22 protein-coding genes are annotated in these 22,211 nt (G+C 64.4%); 13 read left to right on the top strand and 9 right to left on the bottom strand.

The window, feature by feature from the left end:
- Nucleotides 1-69: 69 nt before the first annotated feature.
- The 3 genes from RFA01S_RS24535 to RFA01S_RS24525 are packed head-to-tail and all read right to left on the bottom strand — an operon-like array spanning nucleotide 70 to nucleotide 3,462.
- Nucleotides 70-945, bottom strand: coding sequence for a pseudouridine synthase (locus tag RFA01S_RS24535; protein ID WP_032407136.1), 876 nt, complete (start codon nucleotides 943-945; stop codon nucleotides 70-72).
- 3 nt (nucleotides 946-948) lie between these two features.
- The gene (trhO, locus tag RFA01S_RS24530; protein ID WP_032407131.1) at nucleotides 949-1,791 is read right to left on the bottom strand and encodes an oxygen-dependent tRNA uridine(34) hydroxylase TrhO; all 843 of its coding nucleotides are present in this window, start codon (nucleotides 1,789-1,791) and stop codon (nucleotides 949-951) included.
- Between the two features lie 18 nt (nucleotides 1,792-1,809).
- A complete protein-coding gene (locus RFA01S_RS24525) occupies nucleotides 1,810-3,462 on the bottom strand; it encodes an alkaline phosphatase D family protein (protein ID WP_032407132.1) in 1,653 nt (550 codons plus the stop codon).
- 127 nt (nucleotides 3,463-3,589) lie between these two features.
- Here RFA01S_RS24525 and RFA01S_RS24520 point away from each other — a divergent pair, with 127 nt between their 5' ends.
- Nucleotides 3,590-5,062 carry a cryptochrome/photolyase family protein gene (locus RFA01S_RS24520; RefSeq protein WP_032407133.1) on the top strand — a complete coding sequence of 491 codons (1,473 nt, stop codon included), beginning with the start codon at nucleotides 3,590-3,592 and terminating at the stop codon, nucleotides 5,060-5,062.
- A 574-nt stretch (nucleotides 5,063-5,636) separates the two neighbouring features.
- Nucleotides 5,637-7,004 carry an HNH endonuclease signature motif containing protein gene (locus tag RFA01S_RS24515; protein ID WP_072692236.1) on the top strand — a complete coding sequence of 456 codons (1,368 nt, stop codon included), beginning with the start codon at nucleotides 5,637-5,639 and terminating at the stop codon, nucleotides 7,002-7,004.
- Between the two features lie 151 nt (nucleotides 7,005-7,155).
- Here the strand turns inward: RFA01S_RS24515 and RFA01S_RS24510 are convergent, their stop codons facing one another.
- Nucleotides 7,156-8,217, bottom strand: a complete 1,062-nt coding sequence (locus RFA01S_RS24510; RefSeq protein ID WP_032406335.1) for an iron-siderophore ABC transporter substrate-binding protein — start codon at nucleotides 8,215-8,217, stop codon at nucleotides 7,156-7,158.
- 101 nt (nucleotides 8,218-8,318) lie between these two features.
- Here RFA01S_RS24510 and RFA01S_RS24505 point away from each other — a divergent pair, with 101 nt between their 5' ends.
- On the top strand, nucleotides 8,319-9,143 hold the full coding sequence (locus RFA01S_RS24505; protein WP_032371649.1) for an SDR family NAD(P)-dependent oxidoreductase: 825 nt from the start codon (nucleotides 8,319-8,321) through the stop codon (nucleotides 9,141-9,143).
- Nucleotides 9,140-9,634 (top strand): SRPBCC family protein, encoded by a 495-nt coding sequence (locus RFA01S_RS24500; RefSeq protein ID WP_027497982.1) that lies wholly within the window; start codon nucleotides 9,140-9,142, stop codon nucleotides 9,632-9,634. Before RFA01S_RS24505 ends, RFA01S_RS24500 begins: the two co-directional genes overlap by 4 nt.
- 3 nt (nucleotides 9,635-9,637) lie before the next feature.
- Here the strand turns inward: RFA01S_RS24500 and RFA01S_RS24495 are convergent, their stop codons facing one another.
- Nucleotides 9,638-10,147 (bottom strand): mycothiol transferase, encoded by a 510-nt coding sequence (locus RFA01S_RS24495; protein WP_027497983.1) that lies wholly within the window; start codon nucleotides 10,145-10,147, stop codon nucleotides 9,638-9,640.
- A gap of 97 nt (nucleotides 10,148-10,244) precedes the next feature.
- On the opposite strand from RFA01S_RS24495, the gene RFA01S_RS24490 reads away from it, so the two are divergent.
- Complete coding sequence (locus RFA01S_RS24490; protein WP_032406334.1) at nucleotides 10,245-11,279, top strand: NADPH:quinone reductase; 1,035 nt, start codon at nucleotides 10,245-10,247, stop codon at nucleotides 11,277-11,279.
- A gap of 1 nt (nucleotide 11,280) precedes the next feature.
- Here the strand turns inward: RFA01S_RS24490 and RFA01S_RS24485 are convergent, their stop codons facing one another.
- On the bottom strand, nucleotides 11,281-11,754 hold the full coding sequence (locus RFA01S_RS24485; protein WP_027497985.1) for a phosphoribosyltransferase: 474 nt from the start codon (nucleotides 11,752-11,754) through the stop codon (nucleotides 11,281-11,283).
- Between the two features lie 84 nt (nucleotides 11,755-11,838).
- On the opposite strand from RFA01S_RS24485, the gene RFA01S_RS24480 reads away from it, so the two are divergent.
- From RFA01S_RS24480 to RFA01S_RS24470, 3 genes are all read left to right on the top strand, one after another.
- The gene (locus RFA01S_RS24480) at nucleotides 11,839-12,507 is read left to right on the top strand and encodes a class I SAM-dependent methyltransferase (protein WP_081371415.1); all 669 of its coding nucleotides are present in this window, start codon (nucleotides 11,839-11,841) and stop codon (nucleotides 12,505-12,507) included.
- Nucleotides 12,508-12,517: 10 nt separating this feature from the next.
- On the top strand, nucleotides 12,518-12,880 hold the full coding sequence (locus RFA01S_RS24475) for a VanZ family protein (RefSeq protein WP_032406333.1): 363 nt from the start codon (nucleotides 12,518-12,520) through the stop codon (nucleotides 12,878-12,880).
- Nucleotides 12,881-13,033: 153 nt separating this feature from the next.
- Nucleotides 13,034-14,533: a stealth family protein gene (locus RFA01S_RS24470; RefSeq protein ID WP_174557312.1), complete on the top strand. Its 1,500-nt coding sequence runs from the start codon at nucleotides 13,034-13,036 to the stop codon at nucleotides 14,531-14,533.
- On the opposite strand, the gene RFA01S_RS24465 is transcribed toward RFA01S_RS24470, so the two are convergent.
- Complete coding sequence (locus RFA01S_RS24465) at nucleotides 14,530-15,441, bottom strand: phosphodiesterase (protein ID WP_027497988.1); 912 nt, start codon at nucleotides 15,439-15,441, stop codon at nucleotides 14,530-14,532. The genes RFA01S_RS24470 and RFA01S_RS24465 overlap by 4 nt on opposite strands.
- 158 nt (nucleotides 15,442-15,599) lie before the next feature.
- Between RFA01S_RS24465 and RFA01S_RS24460 the strand changes: the two genes are divergently transcribed.
- The gene (locus tag RFA01S_RS24460; protein WP_027497989.1) at nucleotides 15,600-16,409 is read left to right on the top strand and encodes an alpha/beta hydrolase; all 810 of its coding nucleotides are present in this window, start codon (nucleotides 15,600-15,602) and stop codon (nucleotides 16,407-16,409) included.
- A gap of 69 nt (nucleotides 16,410-16,478) precedes the next feature.
- On the opposite strand, the gene RFA01S_RS24455 is transcribed toward RFA01S_RS24460, so the two are convergent.
- Complete coding sequence (locus RFA01S_RS24455; RefSeq protein ID WP_032364891.1) at nucleotides 16,479-17,606, bottom strand: acyl-CoA dehydrogenase family protein; 1,128 nt, start codon at nucleotides 17,604-17,606, stop codon at nucleotides 16,479-16,481.
- A gap of 16 nt (nucleotides 17,607-17,622) precedes the next feature.
- Complete coding sequence (locus RFA01S_RS24450) at nucleotides 17,623-18,798, bottom strand: acyl-CoA dehydrogenase family protein (protein ID WP_027497991.1); 1,176 nt, start codon at nucleotides 18,796-18,798, stop codon at nucleotides 17,623-17,625.
- A gap of 78 nt (nucleotides 18,799-18,876) precedes the next feature.
- On the opposite strand from RFA01S_RS24450, the gene RFA01S_RS24445 reads away from it, so the two are divergent.
- The 4 genes from RFA01S_RS24445 to RFA01S_RS24430 are packed head-to-tail and all read left to right on the top strand — an operon-like array spanning nucleotide 18,877 to nucleotide 22,201.
- Complete coding sequence (locus tag RFA01S_RS24445) at nucleotides 18,877-19,431, top strand: histidine phosphatase family protein (RefSeq protein ID WP_032382495.1); 555 nt, start codon at nucleotides 18,877-18,879, stop codon at nucleotides 19,429-19,431.
- 14 nt (nucleotides 19,432-19,445) lie between these two features.
- Nucleotides 19,446-19,928: a RidA family protein gene (locus RFA01S_RS24440; RefSeq protein WP_032371653.1), complete on the top strand. Its 483-nt coding sequence runs from the start codon at nucleotides 19,446-19,448 to the stop codon at nucleotides 19,926-19,928.
- 39 nt (nucleotides 19,929-19,967) lie between these two features.
- Nucleotides 19,968-21,458, top strand: a complete 1,491-nt coding sequence (locus tag RFA01S_RS24435; protein ID WP_072692235.1) for an ABC transporter permease subunit — start codon at nucleotides 19,968-19,970, stop codon at nucleotides 21,456-21,458.
- Nucleotides 21,455-22,201 (top strand): amino acid ABC transporter ATP-binding protein, encoded by a 747-nt coding sequence (locus RFA01S_RS24430; protein ID WP_032371654.1) that lies wholly within the window; start codon nucleotides 21,455-21,457, stop codon nucleotides 22,199-22,201. Before RFA01S_RS24435 ends, RFA01S_RS24430 begins: the two co-directional genes overlap by 4 nt.
- The last annotated feature ends 10 nt before the right edge of the window (nucleotides 22,202-22,211 follow it).

Below are 22,211 nucleotides of genomic sequence, written 5' to 3'. Positions count from 1 at the left end.
ATGTTTCGATCGTTACGCTAACCTCGCGTCCGAATTGTCACCATCGTCCGAACGAACGATTCCTGGGCGTCAGAGCTGGAGTTCTCGGGCGCTGGCGAATCGCCGCTGTTCGCCGGTGAGCGGGTCGGTGAAGTCCAGTGCCCGGGCCAGGAGTTGCAACGGCCGAGTGAAGTCGTCGGCCGGAGTCGATGTGTACGCCGGATAGTACGGATCGTTGACGATGGGAATCCCCAACGACGACAGATGGATTCGCAGTTGATGGGTCTTACCCGTCTTGGGAAAGAGTCGATAGCGGGCGAGGTCGCCGAGAGTGTCGATGAGCTCGATGCGGGTCTCACTGTTCGGCTCCCCCGGTGCCTCGTACGCCGTCATGACCCCGTGTTCCTTGAGGATCCTGCTCTGCACGACGCGCGGAAACTGCAGTGCTGCATCGAAACCCGCGACGGTCTCGTATTCCTTGGTGACGTTGCGCGTCGAGAAGAGTTCCTGAAACGGCCGTCGGGCATGCTTGGTCTTGGTGAAGAGCAGCACTCCAGCGGTGGCGCGATCGAGTCGATGCGCGGGCGTGAGGTCGGGGCAGTCGAACTGCTTGCGCAGCCGCACTGTCGCGGTTTCGGTGACGTGCCGACCACGCGGGATGGTGGCGAGGAAATGTGGCTTGTCGACCACCAGCAGATTTTCGTCCTCGTGCAGGATGCCGATCTCGAACGGAACCGGAACCTCGTGCGCCGGAACACGATAGAAGTACACCAGACTGCCGGCGCGGTAGCGAGTGTCCAAAGTTATGGGCCGACTCTTCTCGTCCACCAGTTCGGCGTCGCCGATTGCCCGACGCCAATCGTCGTCGGGCATCTCACGTTCGAGATATTCGACGATGGTGGCGGACGGATCACCATGCGGTAGAAGCAGTCTCAGAGGCGCGAGACCGTCTCGAAAAGGCAGCATCACTCAAGCGCAGTCGAGACAGATCAACCGCAAACCACGGCCGGCATCACCGTCGAAGTCCTGGTAACGCGACGTCGGGTTGCCGCAGGCACTGCAGCGACCGATGATGGCGGTGTGGTCGGAGAAGTTCTGTGCCATCCGCTTGTCGAAGACGAAGAGCGAGCCCTCCCAGAGCGCATCGTCGCCGAAAGTCTCTGCGTACCGAACGATTCCGCCGTCGAGCTGGTAGACCTCCTCGAATCCTCGGCCCACCATCAATGAGGACAAGACCTCGCACCGCACTCCCCCGGTGCAGTACGTGACCACCGGGGACTTCTTGAGATGGTCGTAGGCACCGGAATCGAGCTGCGAGACGAAGTCCTTCGTCGTCTCGACGTCGGGCACCACCGCGTTCTTGAACTTGCCGATCTGCGCCTCGAACGCGTTGCGGCCGTCGAAGAAGACCACGTCGTCGCCGCGGGAATCGACGAGCTCGTGCACCTGCTGCGGGCTCAGATGAGTGCCACCGCCGACCACGCCGTCGGTGTCGACCTTCAGTTCCCCGGGGGCTCCGAACGTGACGATCTCGTCGCGCACTCGCACGCTCAATCGCGGAAAGTCGTTGCCGAGGCCGTCGGACCACTTGATGTCGGCCGACTTGAAGGCCGGATAGCTGCGGGTGCCGCGGACGTACCTCTTGACGTCGTCGACGTCGCCGCCCACCGTCGCGTTGATGCCGTGTTCGGAGATGAGGATGCGTCCGGTCAGGTTGTTGGACGCGGCCAGCGTCTGCTGCCACAGCCGGATCGCCTCGGGATCTGGCAATGGAGTGAACACGTAGAACAGGACGATTTTCGGTACAGCCACGCCGTCCAGTATGGCGGGTCAGCCCAGTGGCGGTGCCGCCGCCCGAAGCCGCTGGGTGCCGGAGTCGACGGTGAAGCCCGCTCCCCAGTACACGCCGGTCCGCGGATCCTCCTTGGCGGTGAGGAACCAGTGGTCCATCCGAGCCGCCGTCTTGGTGACCTCGAAGACGCCGAAACCGTGACTGTCGAGATCGACGAACTTCACGTGCTGGTTGAGCGCCTTGAACGCTTCCTCGGCGACCCGGCCCAGCGTGTGCGGCGGAGTGTGCGTCAGATCGTCGATGTTGGCCGAGCTCACCGAGGTGACGACGAGCTCGGTGGCAGCCGGTTCCGTCGTTGCGTAGTGCGCTGCGTCGAGGGGTACCTCGCAGGCCCAAGCGGAGTGGATGTCGCCGGTGACGAAGACGGTGTTGTCGACGCCTGCGTCCACGATGGCACCGAGCAGCTTGCGGCGGTCGGCCGTGTATCCGTCCCAGGGATCTGCGTTGTAGGGCAAGCCGCCCTCCGGGATTCCGAGGAGCGAGGTGACGGCCCTGGCTGCGTCTCGATCGAGCGGTGGGATCAGAGTGGGCGTGATCATCACCGGGTTGCCGACGATCTTCCACTGCGTCGGCGACGACACGATGCCGTCGGTGAGCCACTGCATCTGCTCGGCACCGGTGATGGTGCGGTTCGGTGAATCGACCTCGGGGCCGTTGAACGGCAACACCTGCTGCGAGCGGTAGGTGCGCAGATCCAGCATCGAGAGTTCGAGCAAGTTGCCGAACCGCAGCCTGCGGTACAGGTGACGGTTGGTGGCAGTGCCTGCTGCCCGGACCGGCATCCACTCGTAGTAGGCCTTCTCCGAATTGGCCTTGCGCGTGTACCAATCGCCCTCGGTGGCCGGCGTGTGGTTCTCGGCGCCGCCGTCGTACGCGTCGTTGGCCGACTCGTGGTCGTCCCACGTGCAGATCCACGGAACGTCGACGTGCGCTGCTTGCAGATCCGGGTCGGACTTGTACTGACCGTGCCGCTGGCGGTAGTCGGCAAGGGTGACGATCTCGTGGGTGGGCGAATGCTGCCGGACGACGCCGTCGCGCCCCGGAAAGCCGCCCGTCTCGTACTCGTAGATGTAGTCGCCGAGATGGACGATGGCGTCGAGGTCTCCCCTGGCTGCCAGGTGGCGATAGGCACCGAAGTACCCCGATTCCCAGTTGGAGCACGAGACGACGCCGAAACGCACCGCATCGATGTCGGCATCGTTGGCCGGGGCGGTGTGCGTGGTGCCGACGGCCGATGCCGCGTCGCTCGTCCGGAAGTCGTAGAAGTACGTGGTGTCTGCGCTGAGGCCGTCGACGTCGACTTTCACGGTGTGATCGGTATCGGGGCCGGTGGAAACGGTTCCGGAGGCGACGACGCCACTCATGTCTACGTTCCGGGCGACGCGCCAGGTCACCGATACCTGCGGGCCGACGCCGGAGCCTGGGGTGGCGTCGGGCGTGGGGGTGATGCGGGTCCACAGAATGATCGCGTCGGGCAACGGATCTCCCGATGCCACCCCGTGCAGAAAGCCTCGGTCGCTGCCCTGGGCGTGGGCGACCGCGGGCAGTGTCGTGACGACTCCGGCCACGGCAACGGCCACCGACGACGAGCGAAGAAACGTTCTTCTGGACAGCGCAGAATCAGCGGGCATCGGGTCAGTCCATGCGATGGATCGTCGGTGGTCAAGTAAGGCGCGCCTGGGTCGGCCACAGTGTTCACCAGCCGGCCATGCTGCGGACGCTGGTTTGCCGTCGTCGCTGCGGGAGAACACTCCGAGAATGGACGCTCTGTGGTTGTTCGGTGATCAGCTCGGCCCGCACTTCCACTCCGTGGACGAGCATGCCGAGCGGGACGTGCTGATGATCGAGTCCCGGCGCGTGTTTCGACGCCGGCGATACCACCGACAGAAGCTCCATTTGGTGTTGTCCGGGATGCGTCATCTGGCCGACGAGCTGGGTGATCGCGTCACCTACCTGCAGACCGAGACGTATCGCGAAGCCCTGGCCGAGTACGGCAAGCCCGTGGTGGTGTTCGAGCCCACCTCGCATGCGGCGGAGAAGTTCGTCGCTGCCTTGCACGAGGAGGGTCTGGTCTCGGAAATTCTGCCGACGCCGATGTTCGCGCTCCCCCGGGCCGAGTTCGCCGACTGGGCGGCCGAGCGCGGAACCTTTCGCATGGAGACGTTCTACCGCGAGCAGCGCAAAAGATTCGATGTGCTGATGGACGGTGCCGACCCGGTCTCTGGCAAATGGAACCTCGACGCCGAGAATCAGTCGCCACCCCCGAAGGGTCGGCTGACCCTGGGCGTGGAAGAACCGTGGTGGCCGACCGAGGATGACATCGACGACGAGGTGCGTGCCGATCTCGATTCGTGTGAGCTGGACACCGTCGGTGTGGACGGGCCTCGCGTGTTTGCGGTGACTGCTTCTGAGGCGTCGGAAGCGTTGTCGCACTTCGTCAATTACCGCTTGGACGACTTCGGCAAATACGAGGACGCGGTGATGGCCGACGACTGGACGATGTCGCACTCGCTGCTGTCGGTCCCGCTCAACCTCGGTCTGCTGCAACCGTTGGACGTGGCGCACGCCGCCGAGGACGCCCATCGCGACGGCACCCCGCTGGCGAGCGTGGAGGGTTTCGTTCGGCAGATCCTCGGCTGGCGCGAATACGTGTGGCACCTCTACTGGCATATGGGGCCGGAGTACCTCGAACGGAACAAACTCGAAGCCCATGAGCCACTACCGGATTGGCTTCTCGAGTTGGACGGCGATGCGGTGGTCGCGAAGTGCCTCTCCAGTACCGTCGACGGCGTACGCGACCGCGGCTGGGTGCACCACATTCCGCGGCTGATGATCCTGGGAAACTTTGCGCTGCAACATGCCTGGGACCCACGAGCGCTGACCGAGTGGTTCGCGACGGCTTTCGTCGACGGGTTCGCCTGGGTGATGCCGGTGAACGTCATCGGCATGAGTCAACACGCGGACGGTGGATTGATCGCCACCAAGCCCTACGCTTCGGGTGGGGCGTACCTGAACCGCATGACCGACTACTGCGGCACATGCGAATTCAATCCGAAAAAGAGGCTGGGAGACGACGCCTGCCCCTTCACCGCCGGCTACTGGGCCTTCGTCCACCGACACCGCGAGATGCTGGCACTGAACCACCGCACCGCGCGACAGGTGTCGTCGATGAACCGATTGAACGACCTCGAGCAGGTGCTGGAACAGGAACGCCAACGCGAGGTGTACTGACGCGCCCTCGACTATCGCGAGCATCGACTCGGGAGGAGGCTCGGCGGCAGTGAGATCAGCCCTGCCTTGCGCGGCGTCGCGGGCACCGACTGCGCGACGCCCACCACGCCGGCTGAGACGCTGCCACGAGGACCGAGCGTGTTCCACCTGTCGCAGCCGACAGTGCATTCAGTCCGCCGCGCACAGAGGATCCCCGAACAACTGAGTAGAGCAGCAGAATTGGCAGATCGCTCGAGCGCAGGTTCGGGCGTCGCCGTCGGCGATACCGAGCGGACTCTTGGGGGCATTGCGCTCCGCACCGAATCGTCATCGCGAGATCACACCGCCGCAGAATTTGACGTCTCACCCCGGCTCGGTACTCGGGCAACGTGCGGGGTCGATGGGTCCGGTCCACATGCACCGATGCTCGGGTGTACTTCTCGTCGAAGTATCGCGGTCTTGTGCGGTCGCCGGAGAGATCGAGCCTTTACCATGCGCCACCGACAGGTTCGGATTATCGAATCCTTATGCACAGCAATAGTTTTCGATTGCGCCATCATTGCGTATCGAACACCCGTTCGATACACTTATCTCCATGACCACGGAGATCTGGCAACTGAGCGAGAGCGAACTCCTCGCCGACGCTGCTGATGTCTCCCACAAGATCCAACTGCTCGAAGCACGGCGCATCGCCCTCGTCGCCGACATCGACACCCGAGTGAGCCGAGAGAAGCTCGGCTTCCCCGGCCCCGCAGGGTGGCTCACCTCCACCACCCTGCTCACCCCCAGCAAAGCCACCAAGATCGTTGCCCTCGCCCGCGGACTGAAGAACTTCCCCGACATCGCCGACGCAGTCAACACCGGCGTCATGTCCGTCGACCACGCCGCCCTGATCCTCACCTTCGCCGAAACACCACCCAAACTCCTCCCTAGAGCCGGTCAAGACATCGCTCGCACCGCGATGATCACCGCCGCCACCGGGCCCGGGGCACGCACCGACAAGATCCGTGAAGCGATCACCAAACTCGAAGACACCTACGGCAGCGACAAGCCGCCCCCTGAGGACACCGACCGCAACGAACTGTTCGCATCGAAGATGCTCAACCAACGCCTGTGCCTCAAGGCCGACTTCGATGCCGTCACCGCGGAAAAGCTCTTCACCGCACTCTCACCGCTGACCGAACCTCGGCCCGCAGCCGACGGCACCCCCGACGAACGCAGTCCTGCGAGGCGACGCGCCGACGCATTCGGGCAGATCCTCGACCACTACCTCGCCTCGAAGGATCGCCCCACCGAGGGCGGTGAGAAGCCACACGTCAACCTGCACATCCGGTTGCAGGACCTCCAGAGCCTGAGCGGTCAGAACAGCGACGACATCACCGACGACGAAACCACACGCGCTGCAACAGAATTCGACTCAGACCTGGTCGACCCGGTCGACATCGACACCACAGCAGAAACCAACAACGAGGCCGGTTCGGTGACTGCGGATCGTGGCGCATATCGGGACCTGTTCGGTGACGGCACCACCGTCGGCTGGCTGCCCTGGATGGGACCCCTCTCCCGCAACACTTCCCGCCAGTTGGCGTGTGATTGCCTCCTCACCGCCATCGTCATGGACGAGAACGGCAACCCACTCAACCTCGCCCGCACCGCGCGCACCGTCACCGCGAAACAGAAACGAGCACTGACCGCCCGCGATCACGGTTGCGCGTTCCCCGGCTGCGGGAAACCCGCCGCCTGGACCGAAGGCCATCACATCTGGCACTGGGCCGACGGTGGCCCCACCGACATGAACAACCTGGTCCTGCTCTGCGGGTTCCACCACCGCCTGATCCACCACAGTGACTGGGAAGTCTTCATCGGCACCGATCAGCACCCCTGGTTCGTACCCCCGGCAACCGTCGACCCCTACCGACAACCCAGACCATCCCACGCCCGAGCAGGCCCCCACATCGCATAGGCCCCTCGAACGCACACCAGCCCCGCACCGAGAACACGGTGCGGGGCTGGAAGAGATTGCTCAACAGATTGATTCGAGTAGACCACCGTGGGCTTTCTGCACCGTCTGCGACTCGATGGGGTCGAGATCAACCGTCTCTTCTACGCTCCGCTCAATTGGTCGAAGACATGCCGGCGTCGACCTTCGCGACCGCCTCGTCGATCATCGGCACGTATCGCTCGAGTGCCCACGGCACTGTCAGCGGGTTGATGATCGACGACCCGGTGACGAAGGACTGATCCGTCGGCGCAACGACCGAACCGCGGGACACGGCCGGAATCTGCTTGTACGCAGGCTGATTCTCGGTGTCGGTGCGGTTCTGCGGATCGGAGTAGAAGGTGAAAATCAGGTCGGAATCGTTCAACAGATTCGCGTTCTCCAAGCCGATCACCGACGAGTCGGTGCCCTCAGTCTCGTCGAGCGTGTTCACCACCGGATCGACCTGCAGCCCGAGACCGCGGACCATCGCGACGCGCTGCTCGTCGGCGAGGAACACTCCAAGCGTTCCGGGACCGGTGTTGTAGATGTACGAAAAACTCACGTCCGAATACTCGGGGTGCTGGGCGGCAGCGTCGGCGAAGCGGTCCTCGATCTTGCCGATCTCATCCGCCGCCTTCTGCTCCTCGCCCATGGCCTTGCCGATGACGGTGATCTGGTCCTGCCACGTCGTGGTCCACGGCTTCTCCTCGTAGGCGACCACCGGGGCGAAGGCACTGAGCTTGTCGAACTGATCCTGCGTGACGCCGGACCACGGTGCCAGAATCAGATCCGGTTCGAGCGCCGCGACGGCCTCGATGTTCAATTCGGTTCCGCCCGTGAACTGCTGGGGAAGCTCGGCACCCAATTCGGTGACCGCGTCGTGCACCCACGGCAGATAGCCGGTGTCGTCGGCACCCCAGGAATACTCCTCGACGCCCACCGGGACTGTACCCAGCGCGATCGCCGTCTCTGCCGAACCCTGCCCGAGCGTCACGATGCGCTCCGGCTTCTCGGTGATGACGGCCTGACCCAGCGCCGAATCGATGGTGACGGCCGCGAAGTCGCTGCCCGCCTGTGGTTCCTCAGCGGTATCGGTACTCGAACACGCACCGACCACAAGGGCCGACACCGTGAGCGCGGACAGCAGGGTTGCGCGGCGCGCAGTCCGTCGACCGGTCGGTGAAACAGAGAACATGGTTACCTTTCGACAAGCAAAGGGACTTTAAAGTAACCCTAGGCTAACCTCTCATCCGGATTCAAATGCGCTGCACAGCGGGCGTTCGCTACGGTGGGGGCATGAGCCTTCCTCGCCCCGCACCCGACCGGACTGCCGTCGTGACCGGAGCGTCTTCCGGAATCGGTGCCGCCATCGCTCGCGAACTCGCCTCCCGAGGTCACGGAGTCACCCTCGTCGCCCGCCGCGCCGACAAGCTCGACGAGCTTGCGGACGAGCTCCGCTCGCGGGGAGTTCGCGCCGAGGTGCTCGCAGCAGACCTGTCCCATCGCGCCGCCCGCGCCGAATTGCTCGGGCGCATCACCGAACTCGGACTGATACCGGACATCCTGGTGAACAACGCCGGGCTGTCGACGCTCGGCCCGGTCGTCGAATCCGACCCCGAAGCAGAGATGAACATGATCGAGGTCGACGTGGTTGCCGTCGCCGATCTCTGCACTCGATTCCTCCCCGGCATGACCGAGCGACGACGCGGCGCTCTGCTGAACGTGGCCTCCACCGCCGCGTTCCAGCCGCTTCCCGGCCAGGCCGGATACGGCGCATGCAAGGCGTTCGTTCTCTCCTACACCCAGTCTCTGACCGGAGAACTGCGCGGAACCGGCGTGACCGCCACCGCGCTGTGCCCGGGACCGGTGCAAACCGGTTTCGGCGAGGCCGCGGGCTTCGCGAAAGACGACGCCGAGAAGGCACTGCCATCGATCATGTGGGTGTCGGCAGAAACGGTGGCCAAGACCGCCGTCGACGACATGACCAAGGGACGGATGGTGTCGATTCCCGGGCCCGCCAACCGCATCGGATCGATCTTCGCCCAGATCACTCCGCGAACATTGTTGGTGCCCATGCTCACTCGTATTCATCCAGGCCTGAAGAACGGCGCATCCTCATGAGCCGCGAGTTCACGGTGTCCGACAGCGTCGTAGTCAACGCCGACGCCGACACCCTCTACGCTGCGATCAGCGACCCCACCAAGATGGGCCGGTGGAGTCCCGAAAATACCGGTGCCACCGTGCACGATCCTCGCGAGAGCGCCTACGTGGGAATGGTATTCGACGGAACCAACAAGCGCGGCAGGGCGAAGTGGATCACTCGCTGCACCGTGACCGCAGCCGACCCGGGCAAGACCTTCGAGTTCCGCGTCCACGCCATTGGCAAGAGCGCTCCGAAGATCAAGGGCGCGAACGCAACCTGGCGATACGACTTCGAGCCGGTCGCGGGCGGCACAAAGGTCACCGAAACCTGGACCGACGACAGAACGAAATGGCCCGATGCCCTGGCGCTCGTGTTCGACAAGATCGTCACCAGCGGCAAGACGTTCCCGCAGTTCCAGCGTCGCAACATCCGAAAGACGCTGGAGAACCTGCAGAAGCGTTACGCCTGACGGCTAGGCCTGCCGGGTGTACAGGCCGAGAACGTACGACGCCTGCCCGGCATGCTGAAGGTCGTCGGAGACCACGGACACCAGGCGCGCACCCAACGTGACCGGCGGATCCCAGTTCTCGTCGACGATTCGGTCCAGATCGTCGGTCGAGATACCGCTCAGGTACGCAACGGTTTTCGAGTGCACGGCGTCGTGGTATTCACGCAACAACTCGGCGCTCGAGGTGACCTGAGCGACGTCGGAGGACGATTGGCCGTACCCGATGTCGGACTTGTCGAACGGCAATCCGAAACGCTCGAACCACGAGTCCGACGTCCAGACCTGTTCGCTCCCGGCCACACCCGCGATGTGGTCGTCTTGCACACGCGTCAGGTGCCACAGCAACCACGCGATGCTGTTGGCATCGGCGTCGGGCCGATAGGTCAACGCGGCAGCGGGTATGTCGTCCAACACCGAGTGAACGAGTTCCTTGATTCGACCGAATGCGTCGGTCAGCAGGTCGTTGTGGTTCATCGAGTACGCCTCTTCCGTCGAGCACTGATAGCCAGTCATGCATACCCCGATTGCTTCGAAGGGAACATCGGGGCCCTCCAGGCGCGTTGAACCCGGTATGACTTCTCCAGCAATTGTGTACACCCGCACCGGCGATTCGTCCGTCCTCGAACCGAAAGATCGCGAGGTGACCGAGCCGGCCGCAGGCGAAGTGCGCGTACGCGTCGTGGTCTCGGGCGTCAATCCGACGGACTGGAAGAACAGGACCGGTTCCGGACCGGGCGAGAAGCTGGCGTTCGACGAGGTGGTTCCGAACCAGGACGGTGCCGGAGTGATCGACGCCGTGGGCCCTGATGTCGAGGGGCTGGCCGTAGGAGATCGCGTCTGGGTGTACCTGGCCCAGCATCAGCGTCCGACCGGAACGGCGCAGAAGTTCACCAACCTTCCCGCATCACGTGTGGTTGCTCTGCCGTACGGCGTCAGCTTCGACGTCGGCGCGAGCCTCGGCGTACCCGCGATGACGGCACACCGCGCACTGACGGTGTCGGAGGACGGCCCGTCTCGCTTGCATCCCGGCGCGTTGGAAGGCAAGTCGGTACTCGTCGCCGGTGGCGCCGGTGCCGTCGGTCATGCCGCGATCCAATTGGCCCGCTGGGCAGGCGCGACCGTGGTGACGACCGTCAGCGGACCGGAGAAGGGCGCACTGGCCACCGCTGCCGGCGCGCACCACGTGGTGAACTACAAGACCGGAGACGCCGCCGCTGACATCCGCGAATTGGTGCCCGGCGGAATCGATCTGGTGGTCGAGGTCGCTCCCGCACAGAACGCCGCACTCAACGCGGCCGTGGGAGCGAACCGAGCATCCGTAGCCGTCTACGCCAACAACGGCGGCGACACCATCACCCTCGACGTCCGGCCGAACATGGTGCTCAACACTCGCTACCAGTTCGTGCTGCTCTACACCGTGGGCGACGAGGCTCTGCGCAACGCCGAGGCGGACGTCAGCGCAGCGGCGGCAGCAGGCGTGCTGGAGGTGGGCGAAGCCACCGGCCTGCCACTGCACCGCTTCTCGCTGAGCGACACCGCGGCCGCACACGACGCCGTGGAGAACGGAACCATCGGCAAGGTGCTGATCGACGTCTCCAGCGAATAATTCAGGTGATGACCGGCAACGTGGACCACGGGAAATTGATCCACTTGTCGGTCTCGCGCCACGAGTAGTCCGGCTGCACAATGGTTCTGGGCTTGGTGTAGATCACGGCCGACCGCACGTCGGCCGTGTGCGCCTTCAGTAGATCGATCACCAGCGCCAGGGTGCGGCCGGAATCGGCGACATCGTCGACGACGAGCAGCTTCTTGCCGACGATCGCGTCGGTATCCAGAAGTGGTTCGAGCACAACAGGATCGGGCAAAGTCTCTTCGATATCGGAGTAGAACTCGACGTTGAGGGTGCCGGCAGCCTTGACGCCCATGGCGTAGGAGATGGCACCGGCAGGGATGAGTCCGCCGCGGGCGATCGCGATGACGATGTCCGGAACGAACCCGTCGCCCACGATCTTCTTCGTCAGATCGCGCGAGGCGTCTCCGAAGGTCTCCCACGTCAGTACTTCGCGTTCCGGTTCGGTCATGACGGATTACTTTACCCAAGGCCTATTTTTGCCGAATGAGCAAATTCGTTTGCGCTCGGGGACGACAGCGGGCAGTCTCGAACCATGGCCGACCACACACCTGCGCACACTCATCCAGCCGACCCGACCCACCCGGAACCGGATTTCGAGAACGGTGCCTTCGACGAATCGTTCTGGGACAACCTCTACAACCAACGCACCGCCATCTGGAGCGGAAATCCCAACGCCGTGTTGGTACAGGAAGCGTCCGAGCTGATTCCGGGCCGCGCCCTGGACATCGGCTGCGGTGAAGGTGCCGACTCACTCTGGCTGGCCGGCGAAGGATGGAACGTGACCGGCGTCGACATCTCCGATGTGGCCCTGGGCCGCGCTCGCGCCGCACAGCAGGCACTCGGGTCACAGACGCTCGCGGTGGATTGGCGTCAGGAAGACGTACTGGACTGGACTCCCCCGGCCGCGGCGTTCGATCTGGTGTCGGTGCACTTCTTGCAGGTGCCGCCGGACGAATTGGAACTGACCACCCGCAGGTTCGCCGCGGCGGTCGCGCCGAAGGGCCGTCTACTGATCGTCGGTCACAGTCCCAGCGACAGCCACGCCTCGCAGCACCCGGCCAAGCACCGACTGTTCGCACCGGAACCGGTCGTCGCTGCGGCGGGCGACGGGTTCGAGGTGATTCACGCCGAACACCGCACCCGGACGACGCCGGACGGCGACGAGCGAATCGACACAGTGGTGGTGCTGCAGCGCCGGTAAACTCTTCGCAGTGATCTCGCAGTCGACGTACCGAATTCCCCTGGCCGTCACGTTCGTCGTCGCGCTGATCGTTCTCTTCACCCCCGCGTCCGGGGTGCCGTCCAGCTTTCAGCACAGCGACAAGATCATTCATTGCATCCTGTTCGCTGCTCTCGCCTACACCTCCCGACTCGCCGGCATCGGCTGGGTGAAGACCGCACTGTGGGTGTCGGCGTTCGCAGTGCTGTCGGAGTTCCTGCAGGCGATCCTGCCGCTCGGTCGCTCCGGATCGGCCGCCGACGCACTCGCCGACGTCGTCGGTATCGCACTGGGCCTGGTCGCAGCGAGCAGGGTTCTACCGCAGCGCGTCCGAAAGGCACCGCACCTGCACTAGACTGAGACGGCACCGGGGTTCCTCGGCCAGCGCGAACACTCCGGAAGGAACGTCATCACCTCGTCTTCTGCCCCGCACGATATCTACCTCGTTCCACCGGAGCACGAGACCAACGATGCCGTCACCCGAGAATCCGACGCTGCCGCCGCGCGCTTGAACGAACGGTCCGACGTCGTCAGCCACGACGGCCGCTACGCACTGACCATCACCTCGACCACCCCGCACCAGGCGATGGTCGAAGATCTGCTGTTCGTGCGCGCCGTGCTCGACGCCGCGCGGATCAAGTACCTCCTGGTGCGCGGCAACGACGAGCGTCCCGTCATCGCCATAGAACTGGCCGCTCGCGAGGCACTGACCACGGCCCTGGTGCATGCCTGCCGCGCCGAGCCCTTCTACTCCAAGACCGTCGACGCCCGCGGAAAAGCGGTACTGGTAGCCGATGGCACCTTGTCGCCGTCGTCGAACGCGCGCATCGTGCGGCTCTACCGCCCACGTGTCGAGCCGTTCAGCGGGCTCTACTACGGCGCATCGACCGCGGTGCAGATCGAGCTGTGGTCGTTCTCACCGTCCGAGATCGTGCTGCCGATCGAGAACTCGCTCACTCGCCGCAACATTCGGCCCGACGAGGCCGTCCGCGGCACCGTCGAGCGCTTCGGCCGAACCTGGCCGACCATCGAGAACATGTTCGCCGACCACGCGTCGGACATCAATTTCGACATCGACATCGTGTTCTCGTGGGTCGACGGTTCCTCCGCGGAATTCCAGGCTCAACGCGCCCGCCGGATGGCGAACTACGTCGTCGGCGAAGGCGACGATTCGGCCGCCCGGTACCGGCAGATCGACGAACTGAAGTACGCACTGCGGTCGATTCACCTGTACGCACCGTGGATCAGGCGCATCTTCGTCGCCACCGACTCCCCGAGGCCGGCGTGGCTCGCCGACCATCCCAAGGTGACGTTCGTGCCGAGCGAGGCGTTCTTCGTCGATACCTCCGTACTGCCGACGCACAATTCGCAGGCCGTCGAATGCCAGCTGCACCACATCCCCGGGTTGTCCGAGCACTTCCTGTACTCGAACGACGACATGTTCTTCGGTCGCCCCGTCAGCCCGTCGATGTTCTTCTCCCCCGGCGGAATCAGCATGTTCATCGAGGCGACGACGCGAATCGGATTGGGCTACAGCGACGCCGACCGCAGCGGCTTCGAGAACGCGGCACGCGTGAACCGTCGGATCCTGCAGGACCGCTTCGGGATGACGACCACCCGGCACCTCGAGCATGCGGCAACGCCGTTGCGCCGCAGCGTGATGCAGGAAATGGAGAACGAGTTCCCCGACGAGTTCGCCTCCACCGCTGCCAGTGCATTCCGCGCGAGTACGAACATCTCGGTCACGAATTCGCTGTACCACTACTACGCGCTGATGAGCGGACGCGCCGTGGTCCAGAAGGATGCGAAGGTTCGGTACATCGACACCACGTCCGTCGCGGGTCTCGAGTTGATGGAGAAGCTGCTGCCCAAAAGATCGGTCGACTTCTTCTGCCTCAACGACGGCAGCTTCCCGGAGGTCGACCTCGATCTGCGCACGCGCACCGTGACGCAGTTCCTGGACAAGTACTTCCCCATCGTCGCGCCGTGGGAACGCACCCAGAACTAGGCGTCGCTGAACAACTTTCGACGGGCGCTGTCGGCAATGGTCACTCCCGCTGCGTCGAGCCGGCGCGCGGTCTCCTCTGCCGACACTGCCTCTCCCACAGTGTCGTACGAGCCCGTCGGTACCACCGAATGGACGACGGTGTCGTCGTAGAGGTGAACCAGGTTGTAGCCCTGGGCTCCGTCGCGACCGCGTAACCCGCCGGCGGGAACATTGAGATCCTGGGTGTAGCACGTGGCCGACGCGACCGAGACGGGGATACCCGCGAACGTCGCTGTCGTCGAATAGTGCAGATGCCCTGCGAGTATCGATCTCACGTCGCTGCCGCGCAGCACGTCCGCCAGGCGCGGCTGATCGATGAGCTCGACCAGAACTGCGAGATCGAGCACGGTCGGTACCGGCGGGTGGTGCATCGCCAGAATCGTGCCGAACTCGGCAGGGGTTGCGAGAGTGTCTGCGAGCCAAGCCAATTGCTCGTCGGCGAGCTCACCGTGATGCTTTCCGGGGACCGTCGTATCCAGGGTGACGATGCGAAGCCCGTCGACGTCGTGCACGCGATCGATGGACTGCCCGCTCGGTTCCGCGTCGAGCAGGGTCCGACGGAACGTCGCGCGGTCGTCGTGATTGCCCATCGCCCAGACGATCTGCGCGCCGAGCTCCTCGGCCACCGGCTCGACCAGAGCGCGGAGCTTCTCGTAGGCACCCGCCTCGCCCTTGTCCGTCAGATCACCGGTGAACACCAACGCATCGGGCCGCACCCCCGAGTTCCGAACATCGGTCATCACTTGTTCGAGCCGCAACTCACTGTCCACGCCGCCGTACAAGCGACCGCCGCCGTCGACGAGATGCGTGTCGCTGATGTGCAACAAGCAGTGATGGGGACGTGGGTACTCGGCCATCCGAGACTTCATCGAACTCTCGCTCACGATCGGACCTACCGTTTCACGATCACCCGGTCGGGCGAACGCCACTGCCACAAGCCAAGCATACGAGCGTTCACTGAGAAAAAGCTGGTCGAATCCGGACGGTGAACACCGTGGAAACTCCTGGCATGTGGCAGGTTGAGAACATGACGTCTTCCAAGTGGACCTCCCTGCTCGCAGCCGCGGCACTGACCGTGGGCACGATGCTCGGGATCGGGGTGGCTCCGGCCGCTGCGCAGGGCCTGCCGACCGTTGTCCTCGTGCACGGTGCCTTCGCCGACAGCACCAGCTGGGACGGTGTCGCGGCCGACCTACGCGGCCGCGGCTACCCCGTCGTCACCGCCGAGAACTCACTGCGCGGCCCGGCGATCGATGCGGCCTCGGTGACCGACGTCGTCGAGAACATCGACGGGCCCGTGGTGCTGGTCGGCCATTCCTACGGCGGCACGGTGATCAGCAACGTGCACGCGGACAACGTGGAGGCTCTGGTCTACGTCGCGGCGTTCATGCCGGTCGAAGGCGAACCCGTCGCACTCGAACTCGACCCGTTCCGATTCCCCGTGACGGCTCTGGTCCCACCGGTGATCGGGCTGTCTATCGTCGACGATTCGTCCAACCTGATCGGCAAGAACGTCGACTCGTACATCACGCCCGCGCTGTTCCGTCCGTTCTTCGCCCCCGACGTCACCGAGGAGCAGGCCGCCCGCATGGCCGCTCACCAGAAGACCATCGCTGCCGGTGCCTTGCTCGAACCGAGCGGTCCGCCGTCCTGGGCGCACACCCCGTCGTGGGCGCTGATCCCCCAGCAGGATCAGATCATCCCGACCTCCGCCGAGCGGTCCATGGCGCAGCGGGCCGGGGCCCGGGTGACCGAGGTTCCGGGCTCGCACGCGATCCTGGTTTCCAACCCCGCAGCTGTGGCCGACCTTGTGGTGCAGGCGGATTCGGGTAGCTGACGCGTCCGAGAGACGAGAACGGGCCCGACCACCTGGACGAGGTGGCCGGGCCCGTATCCTTTTACCGGATCAGATTCCGATGAGGTCGTGATCGGCGACCTTGTCCGACAGGATGCGCAGGTGCTCGTCGGCCCCACCGAGAGTGTGCTCGATGGCAACGAGCCGACTGGTGTAGTGCCCGACGGGATATTCGGCCGTGACGCCGATTCCGCCGTGCAGCTGAATTGCCTCCTGGCCGATCTTGCGACCGGAACGCGAGATCTGCAGCTTGGCGCGCGAGGCGATGGTCGTGTCGACATTGCCGTCCGCCAACGACATCGTGGCGTAGAGGCTCATGCTGCGGGCCAGCTCGAGTAGCACGTACATGTCCGCCGCACGGAAGGTGAGCGCCTGGAACTTGGCCAGCGGAACCCCGAACTGCTTGCGCTGCTTGAGGTAATCGGTGGTCAGCCGCAGCGCCTCTTCCATTGCTCCCACTGCCTCGGCGCACAGCGCGGCCTGTGCGCGCACCTCGGCACCGGTGATCGCCGCGGCTGCGTTCTCGGCCGAACCCAGCGGTTCTGCAGCAACGTCGGAGAATTCGATCTGCGCGGCGCGCTGACCGTCGTGGGTGGCGTACGACTTGCGGGTCAGCCCGGTCGCGTCGCCGTCGACGACGAACAATCCGGTTCCACCGCCGGGAAGCACGGCACTGACGACGATGACGTCAGCGCTGCCGCCGTGCGGAACCGGGTTCTTGACGCCGCTGATCGACCACGATCCACCGTCCTCGGTCGCCGTGGTGGCAACCTCGACGTTCGGCCAGCGGCTGCCGGATTCGTTGTGCGCGAACGCCAACATCGACGAGCCCTCGGCCACGGGTGGCAGAAGTCGCTTGCGCTGATCGGCTGAGCCGAGCTCGGAGATGAGCCCGCCGGGCACGAGAACGGCGTCGAGAATGGGCTCCGGCGCGAGCCGTCGTCCGACCTCGGTCATGACCGCCATGATCTCCACGGGACCGGCGTCCATCCCGCCGTCGTCCTCGCTGAACGTCAGACCCAGCAGACCGACCTCGGCCAGTTGCTTCCAGACGTCGGTGCTCCACCCCAGCTCACCGGCCACGATCTTGTTGCGCTTCTCGGTGTCGTAGGCGCGCGAAAGAACCTCACGGGTGGTGTCGCGCAGCAGTTTCTGCTCTTCGTTGAGTTCGAAATCCATGTCTTCAGATGCTCCCTTACAGTCCGAGAATCGCCGACGCGATGATGGTGCGCTGAACCTCGTTCGAGCCGCCGTAGATCGAGACCTTGCGATAGTTGAGGTAGTTCGGTACCGACCGCTGCGCCCAACCGTCGCTCTCGATGTCCTCGCCTGCCTCGTAGGGCAACGAGTCCGGCCCGGCGATGTCCATCAGCAATTCGGTTGTGGTCTGCTGCAATTCGGAACCCCGCAGCTTCAGAATCGACGATGCCGGGTTCGGCTTGCCGTCGTCCGAGCTCGAGACCATCCGCAACTGGGTGAGCTCGAGGGCGAGCAGTTCGTTCTCCACCTCGGCCAGCTTGGCTGCGAACAGTGGATCCTCGAGCAGCGTCCCGGTGCCGACCTTCGTCTGCGCGGCGTGCTTCTTCGCCTGTCCCAGTCGAACTTTGGTGTGCCCGGCGCGGGCGACGCCGGTGCGCTCGTTGCCGAGCAGGAACTTCGCGTAGCTCCAGCCCTGGTTCTCCTCGCCCACGAGGTTCTCGGCCGGGACGCGGACGTTGTCGAAGAACACCTCGTTGACCTCGACGCTGCCGTCGACCAGCTTGATGGGACGCATCTCGATGCCGGGGGTGTTCAGATCGATGAGCAGGAACGAAATTCCGGCCTGCTTCTTCGGTGCATCGGGGTTGGTGCGTACCAACGCGAAGATCCAGTCGGCGTACTGGCCGAGAGTGGTCCACGTCTTCTGGCCGTTGACGATGTAGTCGTCACCGTCCCGAATGGCGGTGGTACGCAGCGAGGCGAGATCCGAACCGGCTTCGGGCTCGGAGAACCCCTGGCACCACCAGATGTCGAGGTTCGCCGTCTTCGGCAGGAACTTCTCCTTGATCTCCTGCGACCCGAACGTCGCAATGACCGGGCCCACCATCGACGCGTTGAACGCCAGCGGCTCGGGTACCGAGGCCAGCTGCATTTCGTCGAGCCAGATGTGACGCTGGACCGCAGACCAGTCGCGGCCACCGAACTCCGCAGGCCAATGCGGTACTGCCAGGCCGTTCTCGTTCAGGATTCGCATGGTCGTGACCACTTCGTCCTTGCTCAACTCCTGACCCGTCGCGTTCTTCTCGCGAATCTCGGCGGGGATCTTCGTGGTGAAGAACGTCCGCATCTCGTCGCGGAACGCGGCCTCTTCTTCTGTCAGGGCAAGATTCATCGACAATCCTCCGTGCTCGTTCGCTTATCTCGGTATCGACCGTACTCCCTGGTAACTCTGGGATATTCTCCGCTCACTATGACTTTTCTGGCGCTGGTTCGGCACGGTGAAACGAACTGGAATTTGCACGGCCGCCTGCAGGGCTCTTCGGACATCCCTCTCAACGACACCGGACGAGCTCAGGCCCGCGAGGCAGGTTACGAACTGGAGTTCCGTACGTGGGATCACCTGGTCAGTTCGCCACTGGTCCGAGCCGCAGAAACCGCCGACATCATCGGGACCCATCTGGGCCTGAACCGAACCGCCGAATTCCCGGATCTGGCCGAGCGTCACTTCGGTGACGCCGAGGGATTCACCGACTGGGACGCGTACTCGCATTGGCCGGACGGGCGATACCCGGGCCTCGAGCCACGATCGAATCTGATCGTCCGGGGCGTGCGAGCGGTCGACGAGATCGCCTCGCACTACCCCGACTCCGCGGTGATCGCCGTGGCCCACGGCGGCGTCATTCGAGCCATCTTCGACGCCATCCGTCGACGACACTCACCCCGCATACTCAACGCCGGTGTGTCCACACTCGAACACGACGGCACCCGATGGACGGTTCGCACCATCAACGGCGTTGCGGTCTGACAGGATTTTCGTTCATGGAGATCGAACGTCGCATCGCCGAACTCGGCTTCGAGCTGCCCGGTGAACCGAGCGCACCACCGGGATTCGAGTTCTCCTTCGACTGGGTTCGCGTGCGCGGCAACCGCGTCTTCGTCTCGGGTCATTCGCCGCTCGCACCGGACGGAACCCTCGCCGGTCCGTTCGGTGCGGTGCCGTCCGAAGTCGACCTCGACGCTGCCACCGACGCCGCGCGTGACACCGCCCTCGCGGTATTGGGCAGCCTCGCCCGTGCCATCGGAGATCTCGATCGAATCAGCGCGTGGCTGACCGTCACCGGCTCGGTCAACGCCGATCACGGCTTCACTCAGACCACCACCGTCGTCAACGGGTTCTCCGATCTGGTGTTGGCGATCTTCGGACCCGAGGTCGGTGCGCATGCGCGGACTGCGCTGGGAGCGGCCGCATTGCCGATGAACAACACCGTCGTCGTGTCAGCGGAACTGGAGATCGACGGGTAGGTTTTTCTCCACTCGTCATTACAGCGAAAGCAGGCCTAGATGGTGCGCAGATCCACTCTGGTTCTGGTCGCGATTCTGATCGGCATACTCGGATTGTCCGGGTGTAGTTCGTCGTCGCAATCCCTCCTGGACCGAGTGCGCGACGACGGTGTACTCGTCGTCGGCACCGAGGGCACGTACAGCCCGTTCAGTTATCAGGGCGGGGACGGCCAACTCACCGGCTACGACATCGACGTCATCAACGCGGTCGGCGACGAACTGGGCGTCCGCGTCGACTTCGTGCAAACCCCCTTCGACTCGATCTTCGCCGGGCTGCAATCGCAACGCTTCGACCTGATCGCGAACCAGGTGTCGATCACTCCTGCCCGGCAGTCGACCTACGACCTGTCCAAGCCCTACACGGTGTCCGAAGGCCAGATTCTCACCGCCGCGAACAACACCACGATCACCTCGACGGCCGATCTGGCCGGCAAGACCACCGCCCAATCGTCGACGAGCAACTGGGCCGAGGTCGCTGCCGACGCGGGCGCGAACGTCGAGGCGGTCGAGGGATTCGTCCAAGCGGTCGCGCTCGTCAAGGACGGCCGGGTGGACGCCACCGTCAACGACTCGCTCGCCATCGCCGAATACCTGCAGCAGACCGGCGACACGGGAGTGCGGGTCTCCGGAAACACGGGCGACACGACGCTGCAGTCCTTCGTGGCCCGCAAGAACAGCGGCCTGATGGAGGAGGTCGACGCGGCCATCGACACCCTCCGTGACAACGGCACCATCGCCGAGATCTCGAAGAAGTACTTCGGCAGCGACGTCGCGGCACCGACCGCCGACACCGCGGCACCGGTGAGCGAGGACGCAGGAACCACTGCGACGTCGAAGATGCAGTTGGTACTCGACAACCTGTGGCCGATGCTGAAGGCGACGGTCACCATGACGATCCCGCTGACCGCCGTCAGTTTCGTTGTGGGACTGGTCATCGCGCTGGCCGTGGCACTCGCCCGGATCTCGTCGATCAAGCCCCTCGCCGCAGTGGCCCGGTTCTACGTCTCGATCATTCGCGGCACTCCCCTACTGCTGCAGCTGTTCATCATCTTCTACGGCCTGCCGCAGTTCGGCATCGTGATCTCGCCGTTTCCGGCGGCGGTCGTGGCGTTCTCGCTCAATGTCGGCGGCTACGCAGCCGAAGTCATTCGCGCTGCGATACTGAGCGTGCCCAAGGGCCAGTGGGAGGCCGCGCAGACGATCGGCATGGGATACCGAACCACGTTGCAGCGCATCGTGCTTCCGCAGGCACTGCGTACCGCCGTGCCGCCGCTGTCGAACACATTGATCTCGCTGGTCAAGGACACCTCGCTGGCATCGACCATCCTGGTGACCGAACTGCTGCGCGTCGCGCAGCTGGCGGCGGCTCCGACGTTCGACTTCTTCACGCTGTACTCCGTTGCCGCCCTGTACTACTGGGTGATCTGCATAATTCTCTCGTTCTTCCAAGGCAAACTCGAAGTCCGACTCGACAGGTACGTGGCGAAATGACAGACCTGCTGGAAGTATCCGCACTGAAGAAATCGTTCGGACCGATCGAGGTACTGAAGGACGTCTCGTTCACCGTGCCGTCGGGCACCGTCACCGTCATCATCGGGCCGTCCGGCTCCGGCAAGACCACAGTGCTGCGAACGCTCAATGCTCTCGACCGAGCCGATGCCGGCCTGATCCGCATCGGCGACGTGTCGGTCGACTTCGCCGAGCCCGTGGACGCCGCGCGACTGCGCCACTTCCGCGCGCAGAGCGGCATGGTGTTCCAGAGCCACAATCTGTTTCCCCACAAGACCGTGCTGCAGAACATCATCGAGGGACCGGTGATCGTCCAGAAGCGGTCCAAGGACGACGCCACTCGCGACGCACACGCGATCCTCGACCAGATCGGTCTCGACGCCAAGTCCGATCAGTACCCGTTCCAGCTTTCCGGTGGCCAACAGCAACGCGTCGGAATCGCCCGGGCCCTCGCCTTGCGCCCCAAACTGATGCTGTTCGACGAGCCGACCTCCGCACTCGACCCCGAACTGGTCGGCGAAGTACTGGGCGTCATCAAAGGCCTTGCCGCCGAAGGATGGACGATGGTGATCGTCACCCACGAGATCCGCTTCGCCCAGCAGGTGGCCGATCAGGTGTTGTTCCTCGAGAACGGCGTCGTCGTCGAACGCGGGACACCCGAGCAGGTTCTCGCGAACCCGACCGAGCCCCGCACCCGACAATTCCTGCAGCGAATTCTGGCGTAGAGGGGCTGCG

It is taken from the genome of Rhodococcoides fascians NBRC 12155 = LMG 3623, from assembly GCF_001894785.1.
GTDB lineage: Bacteria > Actinomycetota > Actinomycetes > Mycobacteriales > Mycobacteriaceae > Rhodococcoides > Rhodococcoides fascians.
The sequence above is the reverse complement of the archived record's forward strand: the minus strand, read 5'-3'. Positions and strand labels throughout refer to the sequence as shown.